This window comes from Vibrio sinaloensis, assembly GCF_000808535.1.
Taxonomy (GTDB): Bacteria; Pseudomonadota; Gammaproteobacteria; order Enterobacterales; family Vibrionaceae; genus Vibrio; species Vibrio sinaloensis_D.
Genome location: NZ_JWLV01000001.1, coordinates 401,362 through 420,027, shown reverse-complemented (window position 1 = coordinate 420,027; position 18,666 = coordinate 401,362). Strand labels below are relative to the sequence as shown.

16 protein-coding genes and 1 pseudogene are annotated in these 18,666 nt (G+C 46.6%); 12 read left to right on the top strand and 5 right to left on the bottom strand.

Going from position 1 to position 18,666, the window contains the following annotated elements; all coding sequences use genetic code 11:
• Positions 1-8: 8 nt before the first annotated feature.
• The 11 genes and pseudogenes from RJ47_RS01845 (at position 9) to RJ47_RS01800 (ending at position 12,138) form a co-directional block, all read left to right on the top strand.
• A complete protein-coding gene (locus RJ47_RS01845; RefSeq protein ID WP_039480842.1) occupies positions 9-971 on the top strand; it encodes a DUF58 domain-containing protein in 963 nt (320 codons plus the stop codon).
• Entirely contained in the window at positions 972-1,523 is a 552-nt protein-coding gene (locus RJ47_RS01840) for a DUF4381 domain-containing protein (RefSeq protein ID WP_039480840.1), read from the top strand.
• The gene (locus tag RJ47_RS01835; protein WP_039480837.1) at positions 1,516-2,607 is read left to right on the top strand and encodes a vWA domain-containing protein; all 1,092 of its coding nucleotides are present in this window, start codon (positions 1,516-1,518) and stop codon (positions 2,605-2,607) included. Before RJ47_RS01840 ends, RJ47_RS01835 begins: the two co-directional genes overlap by 8 nt.
• On the top strand, positions 2,600-4,345 hold the full coding sequence (locus tag RJ47_RS01830; protein WP_039480834.1) for a vWA domain-containing protein: 1,746 nt from the start codon (positions 2,600-2,602) through the stop codon (positions 4,343-4,345). The genes RJ47_RS01835 and RJ47_RS01830 overlap by 8 nt, the downstream gene beginning before the upstream one ends.
• Positions 4,342-5,652 (top strand): BatD family protein, encoded by a 1,311-nt coding sequence (locus RJ47_RS01825; protein ID WP_039480831.1) that lies wholly within the window; start codon positions 4,342-4,344, stop codon positions 5,650-5,652. Before RJ47_RS01830 ends, RJ47_RS01825 begins: the two co-directional genes overlap by 4 nt.
• Positions 5,653-5,861: 209 nt before the next feature.
• Positions 5,862-6,422 (top strand): annotated as a pseudogene (locus tag RJ47_RS21620) (IS1595 family transposase); the annotation flags it as partial.
• A 116-nt stretch (positions 6,423-6,538) separates the two neighbouring features.
• Positions 6,539-7,768, top strand: a complete 1,230-nt coding sequence (gene pepT, locus RJ47_RS01820) for a peptidase T (protein WP_039480828.1) — start codon at positions 6,539-6,541, stop codon at positions 7,766-7,768.
• Positions 7,769-7,846: 78 nt separating this feature from the next.
• Positions 7,847-8,314 (top strand): DM13 domain-containing protein, encoded by a 468-nt coding sequence (locus RJ47_RS01815; protein ID WP_039481642.1) that lies wholly within the window; start codon positions 7,847-7,849, stop codon positions 8,312-8,314.
• 194 nt (positions 8,315-8,508) lie between these two features.
• The gene (locus RJ47_RS01810) at positions 8,509-9,357 is read left to right on the top strand and encodes a mechanosensitive ion channel family protein (protein ID WP_005472427.1); all 849 of its coding nucleotides are present in this window, start codon (positions 8,509-8,511) and stop codon (positions 9,355-9,357) included.
• A 24-nt stretch (positions 9,358-9,381) separates the two neighbouring features.
• Positions 9,382-9,777, top strand: coding sequence for a GFA family protein (locus tag RJ47_RS01805; protein WP_038141108.1), 396 nt, complete (start codon positions 9,382-9,384; stop codon positions 9,775-9,777).
• 303 nt (positions 9,778-10,080) lie between these two features.
• Positions 10,081-12,138: an EAL domain-containing protein gene (locus tag RJ47_RS01800; RefSeq protein ID WP_052237895.1), complete on the top strand. Its 2,058-nt coding sequence runs from the start codon at positions 10,081-10,083 to the stop codon at positions 12,136-12,138.
• Positions 12,139-12,193: 55 nt separating this feature from the next.
• On the opposite strand, the gene arsB is transcribed toward RJ47_RS01800, so the two are convergent.
• Together arsB and RJ47_RS01790 are read right to left on the bottom strand one after the other, a co-directional pair.
• Entirely contained in the window at positions 12,194-13,252 is a 1,059-nt protein-coding gene (gene arsB / locus RJ47_RS01795) for an ACR3 family arsenite efflux transporter (protein ID WP_039480825.1), read from the bottom strand.
• Between the two features lie 86 nt (positions 13,253-13,338).
• On the bottom strand, positions 13,339-13,680 hold the full coding sequence (locus RJ47_RS01790) for an ArsR/SmtB family transcription factor (RefSeq protein ID WP_039480822.1): 342 nt from the start codon (positions 13,678-13,680) through the stop codon (positions 13,339-13,341).
• 155 nt (positions 13,681-13,835) lie between these two features.
• Here RJ47_RS01790 and RJ47_RS01785 point away from each other — a divergent pair, with 155 nt between their 5' ends.
• The gene (locus RJ47_RS01785; RefSeq protein WP_052237894.1) at positions 13,836-16,589 is read left to right on the top strand and encodes a M16 family metallopeptidase; all 2,754 of its coding nucleotides are present in this window, start codon (positions 13,836-13,838) and stop codon (positions 16,587-16,589) included.
• Between the two features lie 39 nt (positions 16,590-16,628).
• On the opposite strand, the gene RJ47_RS01780 is transcribed toward RJ47_RS01785, so the two are convergent.
• The 3 genes from RJ47_RS01780 to RJ47_RS01770 all read right to left on the bottom strand — a co-directional run bounded on the left by RJ47_RS01780 (position 16,629) and on the right by RJ47_RS01770 (position 18,609).
• Positions 16,629-16,895 carry a hypothetical protein gene (locus RJ47_RS01780; protein WP_156137187.1) on the bottom strand — a complete coding sequence of 89 codons (267 nt, stop codon included), beginning with the start codon at positions 16,893-16,895 and terminating at the stop codon, positions 16,629-16,631.
• A 65-nt stretch (positions 16,896-16,960) separates the two neighbouring features.
• Complete coding sequence (locus RJ47_RS01775; RefSeq protein ID WP_005472388.1) at positions 16,961-17,578, bottom strand: cob(I)alamin adenolsyltransferase/cobinamide ATP-dependent adenolsyltransferase; 618 nt, start codon at positions 17,576-17,578, stop codon at positions 16,961-16,963.
• A 242-nt stretch (positions 17,579-17,820) separates the two neighbouring features.
• Entirely contained in the window at positions 17,821-18,609 is a 789-nt protein-coding gene (locus RJ47_RS01770; protein WP_039480813.1) for a PhzF family phenazine biosynthesis protein, read from the bottom strand.
• Positions 18,610-18,666: the final 57 nt, after the last annotated feature.

Genomic DNA, 18,666 nt, shown 5'->3' with positions numbered 1-18,666 from the left:
GAGGGACTATGGCAAAGCCAACGCTTGCTCCTCAATCCCAAGGGCTCGACCCTCGCTTGTATTGCGATTACTCACGATTGGTGCGTTTACAAGCACAAGCCGAATCCTTCAGCCTGCTGCCTCACTTAAAAGCGGGCAGTGTGCTTTCTGGGCGGCACAACTCATTATTCCGTGGGCGTGGACTGAACTTCGAAGAGCTGCGTCATTACCAGCTAGGGGACGACATCCGAAACCTAGATTGGGAAGTCACCATGCGCACAGGCAAGCCCCATGTGCGTAGTTACACCGAAGAAAAAGACCGCAATGTGATTGTTTGCGTTGATCAGCGCAGTGCGATGTTTTTCGCCTCTACCGAGGTCATGAAATCCGTGGTTGCTGCTGAAGTGGCGGCAATGTGTGGTTGGCGAGTATTGAAAGACGGTGACCGAGTCGGATTTGTTATCGCCTCTGACTCCGCTCTATATCATAGCAAAGCTCAGCGTTCCCAAAACGATTTGCTCGCTCAATTGAAACGACTCTCTCAGGCCAATCAGCGCTTAAATGTGGACTCGTTAGATTCAGACAAAGTGACGTTCAGTAAATGGATTGAGCTCATCAAACGGATGAAGCTAAAACAATCCACGCTGATTTTCATCAGTGATTGGCGCGATTGCGAAGAGCACCACCTTGACCATCTTAAGCAACTTCAACAGCACAACGATGTGCTCGCGGTGATGGTAAGCGATCCTTTAGAGCAGTCGCTTCCGCAAGATTTGGCGAAAGTGAAATGGGTGATTGGTGATGGTCGTTACCAACTCAACCTAGACAGTAAAGCCAAAGTCGATGCAGCCAGCGCCAGTTTGGTTGAGAAAGCTCAGTTACAACGTCAATCACTGGCACAACTCATGGCGATCAAAAAGCTGCCTCATATCGAAATCGATACAACAGGTGACCACATTACTCAATTCCAAAAACTCGTAGGAGGCCGATAAATGACAGACTTACACACGCCTCCAAGCACGTATATTCTGCGTGAGCTGCATGACGTCGCGGTACCAGAAAGCGTCAGCTGGGTACCACAAACCCTCGGTTGGAAGATCCTTGCTGTCGTTGGCGCGATTGTACTTATGTATTTAGGCTACCGCTTGGCACACCATTGGTTCGATAACCGTTACCGTAAAGAAGCCATTGAAGCGATTTCTCGTTTAAAACCCGATGACGCCAGCATGCCGAAAGCGCTGTTCTCGATTCTGAAAATCGTCTTGATTCATCTTGATAGCTCTCATGCTCGCTTGTTTGATACTGCGTTCCTACGCAAGCTAGATGAGCTTAACCCCAAGCATAAAATGTTTGATGATGAAGTTTCGAAGCGATGGCTGCAAAGTATCGTTGACCCAAGTGTTGAACTGGAGAAAACAGAGCGTTTACAACTTCTTGAACGCGCAACTGAGTGGGTGAAAGAGCACGATGAGAACGCTCGCAATATTGAAAAGCGCACGCTTGCCTACAAAGCGCGTGCATTAAAAGGAGGTCGCCATGGGTGATCTTCTTGCTTCATGGCTAGGCATGAGCAGTTTTGAATTTGAGCATCCGCTTTGGTTCATCATCTTGCCGCTGCCTTTAGTAATGTATTTCCTCGTCCCAGCTTACCGCACCAAACAAATGGCCATCAAAGTGCCGTTCTTTAGTCAGCTTGTGGACGCCATTGGTGAAACGCCGTCAGAAGGCGCAAGCCAACTGACTCCGAGCTGGTGGCAGCGCGCAACGCTCATCATCTCTTGGCTTTTGGTCGTGACCGCAATGGCAAAGCCGACAGTACTTGGCGAGCCACAGGTGCGTGAAAGCTTAGGGCGTGATGTCATGGTTGTCGTCGATTTGTCTGGCTCAATGGCAGAGCAAGACTTTACATCCAAAAACGGTGAAAAGATCTCTCGTCTCGATGCAGCCAAAGAAGTTTTGAGTGACTTTGCCAAAACGCGCAAAGGTGACCGTTTAGGTTTGATCTTGTTTGGTGATGCGGCATTTGTGCAAACCCCATTCACACCAGACCAAAAAGTATGGTTAGAGCTGCTTAACCAAACGGATGTGGCGATGGCAGGACAGAGCACCCACTTAGGTGATGCAATTGGCTTGGCGATTAAGGTGTTTGAGCAAAGCGAAAAGTCGCGTGCCGACGTGGAAGAGAGTAAAGAAAAAGTCGCCATTGTTCTAACGGATGGTAATGATACCGGAAGCTTCGTTGAGCCGATTGATGCGGCGAAAGTCGCGAAAGCCAAAGATGTACGCATCCACGTGATTGCAATGGGTGATCCACAAACCGTGGGTGAAACTGCACTAGATATGAATACGATCAAACGTATTGCGAAAGAGTCCGGTGGTGAGGCGTTTGAAGCGCTCAACCGTGACGAACTTGCTAAAGCCTATGATGAGATTGGTAAGTTAGAGCCCCAGCTTTATGAAAGTACCACTTACCGTCCTAAGCAAAGTTTGCATCATTACTTAATGGCTTTGGTGGTTGCGATGTACTTAACCGCGTTCTCATTGGCGACATTTAAGCGTCGTCGACTATCAGTGAACAGTGAATCTTCAGCACAATCAGACAACGTAGAAGGAGAGCGCCATGTTTGATTCTCCTTTCTCTAGCATGGGGCTAGAACAGTTTGTCACACAGTTCCATTTCATTCGTCCAATGTGGCTATTGGCGTTCATCCCAATGTTTCTTTTGCTTTGGTTAAGATGGCGAGAAGAATCCAAACCAAGCTGGAAAGACATTCTTCCTGAGCATTTACGTAAAGCCTTAACGATTGGCGACTATGGTTGGCGAAAACAACTGCCGCTCAAGCTACTTATGGTGATAGTAGCGATTGCCAGCATCATCTGTGCCGGACCTTCTTGGGAGCGCCAAGCTTCACCGTTTGGCGAAGACAAAGCCTCCATGCTGGTGGTGTTAGATACCAACGATTCAATGTTGCAAAAAGATCTTCCGCCAAGCCGTTTGGAACGCTCAAAGCAAAAGATCCGTGACCTATTGGCAGCACGAAAAGGTGGCAGCACTGGGTTGGTTGTGTATGCGGGTTCTGCTCATGTCGCGATGCCTGTTACGCAGGACAGTAAAGTATTCGAACCGTTTCTAGCGGCGATAACACCAGAAATCATGCCAGTTGAAGGTAAACTTGCTGAAACGGCTTTGCCTTTGATTGACCAACAATTACAAGGCCAACCGGGTTCTACGGTTCTGTTGGTTACAGATGGCGTGAACCCGGCAACCATTACCGCTTACAAAAACTACTTTGCAGACAAGCCTTATCAATTGCTTATCTTGGCTGCGGGTAACTCGGATATTGTTTCTAACAACCCGGTCGATTTGGACTCGTTAAATAATCTTGCCAGCGCGACAGGTGGACGCCTTGTTGAAGTGACGGTCGACAACAGCGACATAGAGAAGCTGAATCGTTTTGTTGAGCGAAACATGCAACTCAATGGCGAATCATCAATGCCTTGGAAAGACATGGGCTATCAACTGTTGTTCCCAATTGCGCTCATTATGATGCTTTGGTTCCGCAAAGGCTGGCTAGTGCAATGGTGTGTGGTGGCGATGGTATCAACGTCCCTATTTATGACGCCAAAAGCAATGGCGGAAACGGTCTCGCTCAAAGCGGATAAACCCGAAGTGGTGCAAGAGGTAACCGCCCGGGATAAAGCGTCTCAATGGTGGTGGGATTTATGGCTCACGCCAAATCAGCAAGGACAGCGTTTGTTCAACAATAACGAATACCTTGAGGCAGCAAAGCACTTTACGGATCCGTTGCGTAAAGGGACAGCTTATTATTACGCAGGCGAATACAAACTGGCTCATACCGCTTTCTTGGAGATGCAAAACGATCCATCAGATGCGGTAAAAGACTATGGCTTGTACAACGCTGCGAGTGCGTTGGCGCGTCAACGTGAATACTTAGCCGCGCGTAATTTGTTGCAAACACTGGCAGACAAAGACATCTTGAGTGAGCAATTGCGACCAGACGTCGAGCACAACCTAAAAGTCATTGGTGGCATTGTCGAAGAGATAAACCGCACCAGTGAAAGCCAAGCGGGGACAACAGACGGACCCGAAGAGTCGTTTGAACTGGGTGACAACCCGCAAACGGCAGATGGGGCGGACGAAAAAACCGCGGCTGAATTAATGCTGAAAGAGAAACTCAATGCGAACGAAATCCTTGGCAGCCAAGAATTGGCGGATAAGTGGTTAAAACGCGTAGAGGCCGATCCTAAGTACTTCTTGCGCGCTAAATTCCAAATTCAACTGCGTGAGCCCGTGACAACGGATCCGAAACCGCAACCACAACAAGAAGAGGAGCAAGCACAATGATGAATGCAATCAAACTTGGCGCTGACACCGTGGTTGGGCGTTTAAGCACCATCTTGATGATGTTTACTTTGTTTTTTACTGGCTTGGCGAACGCACAAGATATTCAAGACTTACAGCGCAGCAATGACGTAGAGTTATTAGCGTGGGTTGGCAAGCAGGGAGCAGGGGCCGATACGAAGGAAGCCCCTAAGTTCAGTGTGAATGAGCAGGTGATCTTGTACATCGAAGTCGCAACGCCTCGTTGGTTCACTGGTGGTACACGCATTGGCAGCGTAGAAATCCCTAACGTGATTGCAAAGCAGCGTAACCAATTAGCAACCAACTATACCGAGCGTAAAGGTGGGCAAACGTGGTCTCGCCAGCGTTGGGAAATAACTTTGTATCCGCAAGCCTCAGGGCAGTTCGTGATTCCACCGGTCGCCGTTGGTGTGCAAGTCTCTGCGCCTGATGGTTCGAAAGTGGCTGGTACACTTTATACGCAGCCAATTAAGTTCGACGCGTCTATGCCTTCTGGATTGCTCAGTGATGAATCAGCATGGTTTACCGCGACTAAGGTGAATGTGGATCAGAAATGGACAGCGTCTAACGATGAGCTGAAAGTCGGTGATGCGATTACTCGCACCATTACGATCAATGCACAAGACAGCCTGTCAGTATTGCTTCCAGACTTGTTATCCAATGATTCTACCGCCAGTTATCAAGCCTACCCTCAACCAAACCGCTTAGATGATACGCAAACGCGTGGCGACTACCAATCGAGTCGCATCGAAGAAAGCGTGTATGTGATCCAGCAAGGCGGTGAGTTCACCTTGCCTGAACACAAGTTCCAATGGTGGAATAGCAAGAGTAAAGCGCTGGAAACGGTGGTGATTGAGGGTAAGACCTTCAAAGCCAAGCATACATTTAAATCGTTTGTTAGAGCTTATTCTGGCTGGTTGATTGGCAGCGCAGTGACGCTATTTGTTCTCGTTATCGCCGCCTTGAGCATTCACCGTTATTATCGTTCTCGTCCTACGCCGCCATGGTTAGTGTTCAGGCGAATAGTGAAAGCGAATCGATGGGGCGCTGCTAGAGCAAGCTTGTATAAGCAGCTGAGAAGTAACACGGGTGGCCTTGAAATGAGTAAAGCTAGTAATACTGACGTTTGGCAGAAGCGTTCACAGCGCCTACAAGAGGGGCAGGAGGACGCAAGCTTGATGAATGCGCTTTGGAAAGGGATACAAGCGCTGAAGCCAAAACGCCTTAAGTGGGCGATACCAAAGGCCTTGCCGCAACTCGATAAGCAAGCAAACAGGCGTGCTACGTAAAAAATACCATAAAAACAAATCATTGGCCGGACTCCTGAATAAATGCCATGAGGTAATTTGGTAATCTATTAGCGATATTCCCTAGAATTGTCGTTATATTCAAAGTAGACAACGAATGTAAGCTCACGGACAATCAATCTGTACCGCTCGATTGACTCTTGAGAGGTGCTGGATCTGCCCCACAATTAATTCGTGAACTTGAATAAAGAGTTAACTGCATGAAATGCATGCTTGATCGTAAGGTGTTACATGTAAGTGCATATGATTGTGGTCTTGACTTAAAAAATCATTTCTCTGGCGACACCGTTTTCTCGAACTCCCAGCAACGCTAAACGCCTTAAATCTTGAGGGCATTATTGAAGCAGATGAAACCCTGTATCCGTACTCTGAAAAGGTTCCAAAAAGCTAACACGCAAACCAAGAAAGCGAGGAATGGGAGCGCTTAATCGTTGGAGGACTGGGTTCCAGTGTTAACGGTCAGTGGCCGAGGCAAGCATACGTTTGAGCCCATCTTTCCTGATATAAAAGAGGAAACCTTAGCTAAGAAGCTGGCTAACTATAAAAAGTTAGCGTGCCCTGTTCTGATTCTCGTAAATCTTACATTAGTCTTTTTATCAATTACTTAGTGTGCAAGCAACTGAGGTATTAGCAGGAATAAGGGTTATTGGCCGAGTTTTCTATGTTCAAAATGTGAATGTCTACCACAGTGGAACCAAAAAAAGGATAAGAGATCTCATGGAGTGGTGACGAAAAACCTAAAGCATTCCCTTTTGCGTAACGGTTGCTGATCGCTTAAAACCTGATTTATAGCAAAATCTTCTAAAACATTAGGCGTAGGATGGGGGCCAGATTACGAACTAAAACCATAAAAGTTAGAGATATTGCTATGAATGAACTTGTTCAACGCTTTTTACGCTACGTCACGTTTAACACTCAATCGAACCCGAATAATCTAGAATGCCCAAGCAGCCCAGGCCAATATACGTTTGCAGAGTTCTTAAAGCAGGAGCTCATTGAGTTAGGTCTGGCGGATGTTTCGCTCGACTCAAACGGCTACCTAATGGCAAAACTACCCAGTAATGTAGCTTACGAGGTGCCTGCAATTGGCTTTGTCGCTCATATGGATACCGCCCCTGATGCTTCGGGTGAGAATGTGAATCCTCAGTTTATCGAAGATTATCAAGGGGGAGATATCGCGCTAGGGAAGGGCGATGAGGTGCTCTCACCGATTCAGTATCCAGAACTGCACAAGTTACATGGGCACAATTTGATCACGACAGATGGTTCGACGCTACTGGGCGCAGACAACAAAGCGGGTATCGCGGAAATCATCTCTGCGATCGCCGAATTGATCGCTCATCCTGACATTCCTCACGGTGACATTTGCATCGGTTTCACTCCAGATGAAGAAATTGGACGCGGCGCTAACCTGTTTGATGTTGAAAAGTTTGGTGCGCAGTGGGCTTATACCATTGATGGTGGACCTGTTGGTGAGTTGGAGTTTGAAAACTTCAATGCGACCAGCGCGGATGTGATCTGCTATGGCACCAATGTTCACCCTGGAACCGCGAAAGATAAAATGGTCAACGCTATGAATATCGCGGCTCAGTTTCAACTTATGATGCCAGCCGATGAAACTCCAGAAACAACCCAAGGATACGAGGGCTTTTATCACCTAAAATCTGCGGAAATGTCCGTTGCTCGCAGTGAACTGGGTTACATCATTCGTGATTTTGAGCGAGACGGCTTAGAAAAGCGCAAGAAGTTCATGGAGCAAAAGGTCGCAGAACTTAACGAAAAGTTAGAAAAAGGACGTGTGGAACTTCGACTTACTGACAGTTACTTCAACATGAAGGAGATGGTTGAGCCTCATCCGCACATTATTGAGCTCGCTAAAGAGGCGATGATTGCCTGTGATATTCAGCCTCAAATTAAACCTATTCGTGGCGGCACCGACGGCGCTCGACTTTCATTTATGGGGCTACCATGCCCGAATATTTTCACCGGCGGGTACAACTTCCACGGCATTCATGAATTCATCAGTATTGAAGGGATGGAGCAAGCGGTGCAAGTCATTGTCACATTGGCAGAGAAAACCGCGTTGCGCTATCAATAATTACTTGGTGCAACACTGATATCTTGTTGATTATCGTGTACATTAAATTTAGGCCCATTGGAAATGAACACGATAATGATGAAACGGATCTTACTTGTTGCCAGCCACCTACTTGTTGGTGGGATAGGCTTTGCTCTTGGTATTTACGCGCTGCCTATCCTTACCCAACCTCAGTCCCCCGCGATGCACGAAGTACAAAGCGTAACGAACAACGCGTTGTACACTGGAACGTTTCAACGCGACAGACAAGACAGCGATTTTTTGCATTGGGGAGAAGGATCCGTCTCCATCAGTGATGACCATATTGGTTTTGTTGGCAAACTTGCCCCTGGCCCTGATTACAAGCTCTACCTTTCGCCACTGTTCATTGAAACAGAACAGGCTTTCTTGCAAAACAAATCCACCATGGTGCAAATTGGCGATGTTAAAACCTTCGATCGTTTTTCGTTACCGATCCCTGAAAGTGTAGAAACGGCCAACTACAACACGGTTATTGTGTGGTGTGAAACGTTTGGTCAGTTTATTACCTCTGCCCGCTATAAATGATTAAGCCGCTATTCCGTTTGGCTTGTTAGACACTACCGAGTACATCATTGGGAGTGAAAGTGCGCCAACCATTCGACAATATTGGCATATTGCACTAGACCCGAGTGGTGATGTGTGGGAAGTTACCTTTCTGAAATACGAATAATTTAAAGGGGCTATGTGCCCCTTTAATCATAATTAGAGAGGGAGCGAGTATGGAGAAAGTACAGGTCGTTATTGATTTTCTTCTCACTCATAAATTGGTCTTTACCGCACTGATTGTGGTGTTGGTAGTATTGGTTCGCCGAACCATATTATGGAAAATCAGAGGCGATGTCGCTTTTGTTTCTGAAAAGCAGCGTCATTGGATGTCGAGAACCAAGAATGGCTCGTTTGTCCTCACCGTTTTACTGTTATTTGTCCTTTGGCAATCTGAGATTAATGAATTTGCCTTATCGGTGACGGCCATTGCTGTTGCTATTGTTGTCGCATCGAAAGAGATCATTCTCTGTTTTACGGGCTCGATTCAAAGAGCCAGCTCTCGTTCATTCCGAATTGGCGACTGGATTGAGGTGGGGAAAATATGTGGTGAAGTCATTGAGCATAATATGATGGCGACGGTTATCCAAGAAATCGACTTATATCACGGTCACTACCATTACACCGGCAAAACGGCAACGCTGCCAAACAGCATGTTCTTCACCTACCCAGTTAAAAATCTCAATTTCATGAAGCGTTATGTCTACCATGATTTCTCAATTATTGTGCCGTCTTTTGTCAATCTATACCCAATGATTCCTGACATCATGGAGAAAATCGACGGGCACATCAGCTATTTCAGCGACGTAGCGAAAAGGTACAACACGGTGATCGAAAAGCATGCAGGCGTTGACTTGCCTGGCTCTGAGCCACATATCCACATTACTAGTGGAGCAACGGGTGAGCAGATTGTGCATTTCATGCTGTTTTGTCCAACCGATAAAGCGACCCATCTAGAGCAGGACATTCGTGCTGATTTTATGGCGCTTTATGAAGAAAGGTTTCCCAAAGAAACCGACGAATAATAAGACTGGCTAAGGAGAACAAGGATGTTCAAGAAAATTGGTCCAACGGAAATCAAAGAGAAGCATTTGCTCACATGTCATTGTGGCAGTGTGGAGCTTGAGCTGACATTGCCTAATGGTGTCGAGAAACCAAGGCGTTGTGATTGCTCTATGTGCCGACGTCGAGGGGCTATTGTTGCGTCGGTTAAGCTCGACGGCATCAAAATTCTCAAAGGAGAAGAGGCGCTTCAGCTTTATCAATTCAACACTCATACTGCTAAGCATTACTTCTGTAAACACTGCGGTATTTACACCCATCATCAAAGACGCTCGGCACCCGATGAGTTCGGTTATAACCTAGGGTGCCTTGAGGGTGTTAACCCGTTCGATATTGGTGACGTCGTCACTCACGATGGGGTTAATCATCCCGCTGACCGCTAGCTATATCGATTCAGCAAAGGTGAGTTTTGTTGTTACGATAGAAACTATGATTCGATCTGATGATTGAAAACGAGTATGGTGCGCCTGGTTGCTTATATCTGATATTTGCGCAGCGCTCACTTCGTGCAGTGCTCAGGAATAATTACAATTAAGGACTCGCTACTTATATAAGCCTTGCTCTTGATTAGAGGGCAGAAACGCACCCGTGGGTGAGCTATCAAAATGGGCAGTTAGACCGATTTGGTAGGGTAACTCATAGACGGGAGCATGTCGTAAACTGTGATTTGACCTTAGGCTTAGTCAATGAAGTTCCTGTTTGATAACAAGCCCATGTATGCGTTTTTCGTGCGAGTATCAGAAAACGCGTACTTAAATGGCTTGTGTAATGTATTTGTAATGTTGCTGCCAGTCTCCTTGCTTTCTGCATTCAGTATGTTGATTGGCAATGGGTTAAACGTCATCGGGTTTGAAAAAATCGGCAGCCATGTTCTGTTTGTGAGCACCTTAGTTTGGAAAATGTTTCCGATCTTGCTGCTTGTCTATTTTTCAGACTTTTTGGCGCGTCTCCATCGTCTGTCCCGCACCACCGTCATTACTCCGTCTTTGCTTATTTACATCATCTTGTGTAACGAGTGGGGATTGCTGCATGCGGGCTCTGTGCTGCCATCCAACTATCCTTTGGCGATCATCACTCCTGCATTAATAGCGTTTAGCGTGAGGGGATTAATCTCTAAGAATTGGATCATCCGTTCGGAGTTGCCAAATGTTGTCGATCAGTCACTCAACCTTGTATTGGGCACATTGTTGCTGGTCACCTTGTATGTTTGCGCGGGCTATGCGGTTGGCTACTGGCTAGAAACCAACTCGTATATCCAAAGCTTGTTGCCAACTCTAGATACACACTCGTTGTTTGACGCGATTTGGTATGAGTTCCTAAGGAATCTGTTCTGGTCGATTGGCATCAATGGGCACATTATTTTCTCGCCATACAAATCTGAGCTGTATGCACTTACTCAATCAAGTTTTGAGATGAATGCGCAGTTTGGTACGCCGTTGCCCATTCTCACCAGTAACTTTTACGACATTTACGCGGGTATCGGCGGGGCGGGCAATACGCTCAGTTTGGTATTTTGCATGTTGTTCTTTGCCAAAAATAGAGGGTATCGCGCACTGGCTTTGGCAGCACTGGTTTTGAGTGTGTTTAACATTAATGAACCTGTACTGTTCGGCTTGCCCGTCATCTTTAACCCGGTGCTGCTTGTTCCATTCATGCTCGCGCCGATCACGGGAATCTTGCTCGCTTACTTTGCGATTTCGATGGGTTGGGTGGCACCGGTTTCTGAATTTATCAGTTGGATGACGCCTCCACTGTTGAGTGGGTATCTTGCGACAAGTGGCGATATTGCCGCGAGCATTCTTCAAGTCGCGATCATAGTGATTGGTATGGCAATCTACTTGCCGTTCTTTAAGCAGATGGATCAAGTGGCTGGCTCAAACAGGTTGTTTTCGAAAGAGACTTGTGATGACTTTTTCAACTACGAGGAGGTCGGAAGCGGGCGCAGTGTAAATGGCTTGTTCCCGCACGTCAGCAGTAATCTTGTGGCGCAAAAGGCAATCAGAGACTTGCAGCAAAATGGCGATTTTGTACTTTACTATCAACCTCAGTACGACATTAAAAACTCGTGTGTTTGCTCGATGGAAGTCTTGGTAAGGCACCGTAGTCACGATGGAGTGATTACTCCGCCGACCTTTTTGTCTTACTTTAACAAGTTGGGGCTGACATCTGAACTGGATTTGTGGGTGATCAAGCAAGCGCTCTATGAAGTGCGAGATCTTGCGAGTAACCCTAACTTTAAAGTATCAATTAACGTTTCTCCTGAAACGTTTTTAGTCAACGGATTTGCTGCGAGTGTGAGTAAACTTATCGAACAGAGCGATGTTGATTTTACTCAGGTGGAGTTTGAAATCACCGAAGAGCTACTGATTCAAGATGAGTTAGCGACGAGTAGTGTGTTGAAATCACTTCGTGAGCTTGGTATTCAAATCGCGCTTGACGATTTTGGCTCGGGGTATTCGTCGATCGGTTATCTGTGTAAGTACGAGTTTGATAAGGTCAAGATTGACCGATCTTTGGTTGTGAACTTGACGCAGGAGAAAGGCCGAGAGCTGTTTCGCTTAACCACAGAGTTGGTTCGAGCAACGGGGGCAAAAACGGTTGTTGAAGGCGTCGAAACAGAGCAAGAGTTAGACTTCGTGACTCAGCAAGGTATTTCTTTGATTCAAGGTTACTACTTTTACAAACCGATGCCGTTAGAAGAGGTGTGCGAACTGATGGATTCGTGTGACGGCCATCAATGCTAATGCATCATCAAGTTGTTAAAGAGGAGCACTGAGCTCCTCTCATCACATTCGCTTTTTATTGGTGGTACTTGGCTTTCAATCTTAAGGCGATATTTACCAGCGCAATCAACACAGGCACTTCAATCAGTGGACCAATCACCCCTGCGAACGCTTGGTCGGAATTGATGCCAAATACCGCGATCGACACGGCGATGGCCAGTTCAAAATTGTTTCCTGTTGCGGTGAACGCAATAGAGGCGTTTTTATCGTAGTCGATACCCAGTTTTTTGCCGATGTAGAAGCTGGCGAAGAACATCACAACAAAGTAGATGGCCAGTGGTAAAGCGACACGCAGGACGTCCATCGGAAGTTCAACGATCATATCGCCTTTTAAACTGAACATCAGAACGATAGTCGCAAGAAGCGCGATAAGAGTGATTGGCGAAATTCGCGGAATAAACACTTCGTTGTACCACTGTTCGCCTTTTCGACTGACCAGAATCTTACGGCTCAAAAAGCCAGCGATAAAGGGAATGCCAAGATAAATCAACACACTTTGCGCGATGTCAACCATAGAAATATCGACAGCGAACCCTTGGTACCCGAAAAGAGGAGGCAATACTGTGATGAATAGCCATGCCATAAAGCTGTAAGTCACAATTTGGAAAGCGCTGTTAATCGCGACTAGCGCTGCGCCATACTCTTTGTTGCCACCTCCGATATCATTCCAAACCAAAACCATGGCGATGCAGCGCGCCAAGCCAATCAAAATAATCCCGACCATGTAACCTGGGTGATCACCCAAAAACGTAATCGCCAGAATAAACATCAAGATAGGGCCGACAATCCAGTTCATGATAAGAGAAAGCGCGATGGCTTGCTTATCTTGCTTTACTTTCCCTAGCAATGAGTAATCCACTTTTGCAAGTGGCGGGTACATCATCAGGATGAGTCCAATCGCCAGCGGTATATTGGTACTGCCTACTGATAGCGTTTCATTTAACTGCGCCACTGCAGGGAAAAAGACGCCAATCGCAACGCCTAACGCCATGGCTACGAAAATCCAGACGGTTAGGTAACGATCCAAAAAACTCATATTGTTTGCGGCATTCTCGGTTAATGCTTGTGTGGTCATAATCTTGCCTTGTTTCGTTTATCGTCGAATGGCGATATCTTCATTCTGCTTTGATGAAAACCGTTATACGCCAAGGAGATGTCAGATTAATTAAAAATAGCGTCGAACAAGTGGTTGAACTGGCTGATCGTTTCTCGATTCACGCGATAGCACACCTTGGGTGGGTTGGGCTGTGCATGAATAAAGTTGGCTTGCTTGAGAATTCGAAGATGTTCTGAGACCGTTGATTGAGCTAAGCCAAGTTCAGAGACCAAATCGCTATTGAGGCAACCACCGAGTTTATCGAGTGTGCACAGTATTTTTAGGATTCGAACGCGAGCAGGGTGCGACAACGCCTTTGCTTGCATAGCGAGCTGTGCTTCTTGTTCGAGTTGCGCTTGTGTTGATGCGAGCGCCTGTTGATTGGTGAGATTACATTGTCGGGACATAATATAGATAGTCTATCGTCGAATTGCGATTAATATTATCACCAAACATCATTTGCTGCAATTGCGGGTAATGTTCTATAAATGATCTGAATTTTATAAACAAAAACAGTTGTTTGGGTTATATTTCAAAGCAAATCACCAACAGAAGTATGGCTATGCGAATTATTCTATTGTTCTTTTCATTGATCTTGGTCGGTTGCTCTCAACCCGAAATGACGACACCGATCCAACCTGACACCAATTGGACGAAAGGAGAGCTTGGCAACGGGCTAAAGTTCCACATTTATCCAACCACCAGTGAACCTGTTTCTTTGCGTATGTACGTTCATGTCGGCTCTGCACATGAAACTGCAGAGCAACGCGGATACGCCCACTTTCTAGAGCACATGGCGTTTAACGGCAGTAAGAACTTCAGCTCCAATGACGTGATTAACTTGTTTGAAAAAGCGGGCTTAACTTTTGGTGCTGACATCAATGCCTACACCAGTTATTACGAAACCGTCTATAAGCTTGATTTGCCGAACAAGAATCAGCTTGATGAAGGCGTATTGTGGCTTCGCGACATTGCCGATGGGTTAACCTTGTCAGCAACGGAAATCGACAAAGAGAAGGGTGTGATTCAAGGAGAAATTCGTCGGACCCGCCCTGAACACAAAAGTTTAGCGGAAAAGTATTACGATCACTTGATTGCAGAGACGAGCCTAGAAAACCTTGACCCTGTCGGCAATCAGTCGTCAGTCGATGAAGCGACGGCTGAGTCAATCCGCGCTTTCTACACCAAATGGTATCAGCCTCAGTTTACTGAAGTTGTTATTACAGGCGATGTAACGGTCGAGCAGGCTAAGCAGTTACTTGGTAAACACTTCTCTACGTGGGAAAAAAAAGCATCGGTAAGTGACAACCACATCGAGGTAACAACACTCGCATTTACTGACTATACCGACACGGTAGGCGAGTTTGAGGCACCGAGTTTAAGCTTGGTTATGAATCGAGCGCCAGCCAAAGTAGAAACGCGAGAAGAGTTGCTTGCGTCATGGCTGGATGAGATTGCCCTACAAATCATGCAACAACGCATGACCTCGGTATATCAAGAAGCGGCCATCCCACTTCAGAGTATGGCGATTACTCCCTACTACATGAACTATCAACGCAATGCGTTATTTTCTGTCGCCTTTAATATGGAGCTTCGTCAGCAGGTGCAAGACAAGTTCGTTGCAACGCTTGCCTCACTGCGGGACTTCGGCGTGACTCAGGAAGAGCTAGACACTTCCTTGGCTTACTATCAGCAATTGGTCGATGATCTCGATTACAACTGGAGTAAGCGGGATGCAATTACCTTTGCTGAAGATCGCGTAAGGGGAATTTCTACCCAGCAAAGCAGTCAGTCTAAGCAAGATTACCAAGAAAGCTTACAAGCGCTTATTGCTCTGGCTAGCTTAGAACGAGTCAATGAACAGGTTCAGTCACTGTTAACAAGTGACTACTCTGTGATTTTTGGCGCGGATGAGCAAGAGGCAGTGGATCAACTTGCAGAGCAAATTCCTTTACTTCGTAAAGCGCTTAAACAGCCAGGCACTGCACCCGTTGCGCTCCTGCCTACGGCAAAAGAACTGGTGGAACCTTCGCAAACGGGCTCGATATTATCTCAACAAACCGACGAGTTTGGCGATCACATTTGGACGCTCTCTAACGGCATTCAAGTTAGGCTCGAGAATGATCCTACGACGCTAGAAACCGTTAACATTGTCTATGCGAGTCAAGGGGGGAAAGCCGCGCTAAACCCGGATTTATTTGCTGCTGCTCAGCTTGCAATCCCCGTTGTGGTGAGAAGTGGTGTTGGGGAGTTTACTGGCATTCAGTTTGATGCATTTCTAACCAAGAACAACTTAGAGGTTTATCCGTTTATTAATTTCACCCATCACGGTATCGAGATGGGAGCGGCGAAAGATAAACTCGCTGATGCGCTGAAAGTGATTTATAACATCTCGACCAACATCAATGTGGAACCAAGGCAAATTCGTGTTCTCCAGCAGGAGACGTATGACAATCAGGAGCGTTATCTAGCGACGCCATATGGTCAATGGGAGCGTGCCATTAACCGCAACAGCTACCAACCGACAAGTAGCCACTACTTCCTGACGGCACCTGCTTATGCTGCGATTGATGAAGCGCAAATTCGCCAAGTTCACCATGAGCTGTTTGCGAAAGATCGCGGTTTTCAGCTTGTGATCGTGGCAAACATGAAGCCAGAAGAGGTGACACCGCTGCTGAAGCATTTTATTGCCTCTATCCCATTAGAAAAGGTGCCGGCGCCTAGCTATCAGGCACACTACAATCAGGATTGGGCGCCTCGTGTCGACTTGGCTATCCACAATGAACAGAACGGCATTTACCTGCTTCGTGTGGTCAACCCTAACGCACAGGTAAGCAGCGCCAAAACCGCGTTTGTGGATGATATGATTCAGCGCTTATTGTCTAGACGACTCACGAGCTACGTTCGTGAAGAACTAGGATTAGACTACGCGCCTGACGCGTATTCGGTTGCAGTAGACCAAGAGCCAAGCACGGATTGGTTTATTGAGGCGCAAGTGGCCCCTGATGATATCGGTAAAATTGAAGTCGCCGTCGATAAAGTGGTTACCGAGCTTGTAACCAACGTGAGTGAGCAAGACTTTCAACTGGTCGCCAAGCAACTTTCAACCGCTCTTTATCCTTTGAAAGATGAGCCAGTTGATCGTACTTGGTTTTATGCTCGCTACTCAATTCACGGTTATGGGGTTAAAGCGATCAAAGATGTGGATGCCATGATTGATTCGATCTCACTGGCGGACTTTAAGCATCGAATCGCCGAAGCGTTTGGCAGCGATAGTGTAAAGACCAAATACACGCTAACGCCAGAGACAAAGTAGTGTGAATCAAAAACAGCCGCGCAAAGCGGCTGTTTTTATTTATAGTTTTCTTGAAAGCTGACGTCCAACCACAAAGGCGATAAAGGCAAACAGGTTTATAAGCATGAGGCTTAACACAATAGCATTGAGGTCAGACAGACCTAGCCCCCACGCGAGAGAAAATACCAGCCCTTCAAATGCTTCTAGTGGCCAGTGCGAGACCGGCGTTTGCGAATCACCGGCGAGCACGAAAATGACACCAAGCAAACTGAACACCATACACAACAACCCGATGACAACGTCTTTACGCATAAATAATTTTACCATTTTTAATACTGTTGAATTTCAATCATGTCGACAGTCGACATCTAATCTGAAGCGATTTCAACGCGTTAGTGCTGAAATACGTCGTTTTCAATAAAGTGGTGAATTTGGTCTGGTACGAAAGTACTGTAAATCAAGCTAGTGTGGCTTTTTGGCGTCTCTATGTGATCCGTCATTCCGCGGATCTTGGTTTCTTCGACCGTGACCGTACCGTCTGAAGGAAGCCGTCTGTCCATCAACAGTAGGGCTCGAGCACCAATAGGCAAGGTTCCAGCAATGCTGCCGAGCTTTTGCGGATAAGACCATTCGTCATGATGTTCGCTGAGTCCAAAGTGAGGGGAATTGCCTAGCAATGTACCCATGCCAAGTTCTTGTAAGCGAGTCACAATCGAGGCGCCTCTAAGCGGCGATCCTATGGTCACTACGTGTGAAATCTTGGTGGTGCTTGGATGGCGAGATTGTAAATACTGTTTGATCACTAAGCCACCAAGGCTGTGTCCGACAAGTATATTTGGCATTGTTGGACTGAGCGCATTGTCGATCATACTAAACAAACGGTGTTGATTGATCGCAACGCTATTGTAGGTCAGGACTTTTGTTCTATAGCCATAACTGCGTAGCTTTCGACTCAGAGGCTGCATGACCATTCCATGCATATAGAGTCCATGCAATATGATGATTTTCATAGGGTGTCCTCGGCAAACGTTGCTCTAATAATACGGTGTTTTATTGCGGGGAATCCAGTGAAATTTGAATGTTTGTACGCTATTCCAAATAACGAAACAGCACTAACGATGGCGGTGTTTGCATGCTAAATAGTTTGGGCGTGAGAAATAGATAGTGGGAATAGTAAGAAAGCGGTGCGCTGGTGGCTGAGATGAAGGTCACCAGCAGTAATAGTTAGCATGAGACACCCAAAGGTTAAGGCTTAGATGTAAAATTTGCCTCGCGAGTAGAGTACGGCGTCGCCACCTATGGTCGCTTTTTCAGGTGAAACATGGCAGTAAAGTGTGCCACCGCGCTTTGATGCCTGGTAGGCGATCATGTGATCCTTAGCAAGCTTTTCGGACCAATACGGTGCCAATCCAGAGTGAATTGAGCCAGTAACAGGGTCTTCGTCGCCGCCATTGGCAGGCCAAAAGTATCGAGATACAAAGTCATAATCTTTGGAGGGCGCCGTTGCAACAACATCGTAAGGGGCTAGCTGCGTCAGGAAGTCGCTTTTGGTCTTCAAGTCCAACACATCTTGTTCGTTGTCGTAAAACACAAAGTAGGCTTGTGGGTTTTTCATAACGTGTAGAGGCGGGATAGAGAGCCCTTCTAGAAGTGCTACAGGTGCCTCAGTGGCGCTCGGCATTTGGTGTGGGAAGTCCATCAGAATACGGCCAGATCGATCCTTTTCGACTTCGATTGGTCCAACAAACCGTGTTTCAAAGACAATTCGCTCGCCAGCATTGAAGAAATGAAACAAGGTAAAGGCAGAGGCGAGCGTCGCATGACCGCAAAACTCGATCTCGCAAATAGGGGAAAACCAACGGATCTCATGGTGGTCGATGGCGATTTGTTTAATAAAGGCGGTTTCAGACAGGTTGTTCTCTTGGGCGATTTTAAGCATCATGTCGTCACTCAGCCAATCGGTGAGTGGGACAACAGCCGCGGGATTACCTTTAAATCTTTCTTGAGTGAAGGTATCACACACAAATAGTTCGAATTCCATAGATCTTCCTTACTGGCGTATCAAAACTTTCTATTTGATTAATAATAACTTTTGTTA

Coding starts and splice junctions, on each gene's coding strand:
- RJ47_RS01845 (WP_039480842.1), top strand. CDS start 9: ATGGCAAAGCCAACGCTTGCTCCTCAATCCCAAGGGCTCGACCCTCGC.
- RJ47_RS01840 (WP_039480840.1), top strand. CDS start 972: ATGACAGACTTACACACGCCTCCAAGCACGTATATTCTGCGTGAGCTG.
- RJ47_RS01835 (WP_039480837.1), top strand. CDS start 1,516: ATGGGTGATCTTCTTGCTTCATGGCTAGGCATGAGCAGTTTTGAATTT.
- RJ47_RS01830 (WP_039480834.1), top strand. CDS start 2,600: ATGTTTGATTCTCCTTTCTCTAGCATGGGGCTAGAACAGTTTGTCACA.
- RJ47_RS01825 (WP_039480831.1), top strand. CDS start 4,342: ATGATGAATGCAATCAAACTTGGCGCTGACACCGTGGTTGGGCGTTTA.
- pepT (WP_039480828.1), top strand. CDS start 6,539: ATGAATGAACTTGTTCAACGCTTTTTACGCTACGTCACGTTTAACACT.
- RJ47_RS01815 (WP_039481642.1), top strand. CDS start 7,847: ATGAAACGGATCTTACTTGTTGCCAGCCACCTACTTGTTGGTGGGATA.
- RJ47_RS01810 (WP_005472427.1), top strand. CDS start 8,509: ATGGAGAAAGTACAGGTCGTTATTGATTTTCTTCTCACTCATAAATTG.
- RJ47_RS01805 (WP_038141108.1), top strand. CDS start 9,382: ATGTTCAAGAAAATTGGTCCAACGGAAATCAAAGAGAAGCATTTGCTC.
- RJ47_RS01800 (WP_052237895.1), top strand. CDS start 10,081: ATGAAGTTCCTGTTTGATAACAAGCCCATGTATGCGTTTTTCGTGCGA.
- arsB (WP_039480825.1), bottom strand. CDS start 13,252: ATGACCACACAAGCATTAACCGAGAATGCCGCAAACAATATGAGTTTT.
- RJ47_RS01790 (WP_039480822.1), bottom strand. CDS start 13,680: ATGTCCCGACAATGTAATCTCACCAATCAACAGGCGCTCGCATCAACA.
- RJ47_RS01785 (WP_052237894.1), top strand. CDS start 13,836: ATGCGAATTATTCTATTGTTCTTTTCATTGATCTTGGTCGGTTGCTCT.
- RJ47_RS01780 (WP_156137187.1), bottom strand. CDS start 16,895: ATGGTAAAATTATTTATGCGTAAAGACGTTGTCATCGGGTTGTTGTGT.
- RJ47_RS01775 (WP_005472388.1), bottom strand. CDS start 17,578: ATGAAAATCATCATATTGCATGGACTCTATATGCATGGAATGGTCATG.
- RJ47_RS01770 (WP_039480813.1), bottom strand. CDS start 18,609: ATGGAATTCGAACTATTTGTGTGTGATACCTTCACTCAAGAAAGATTT.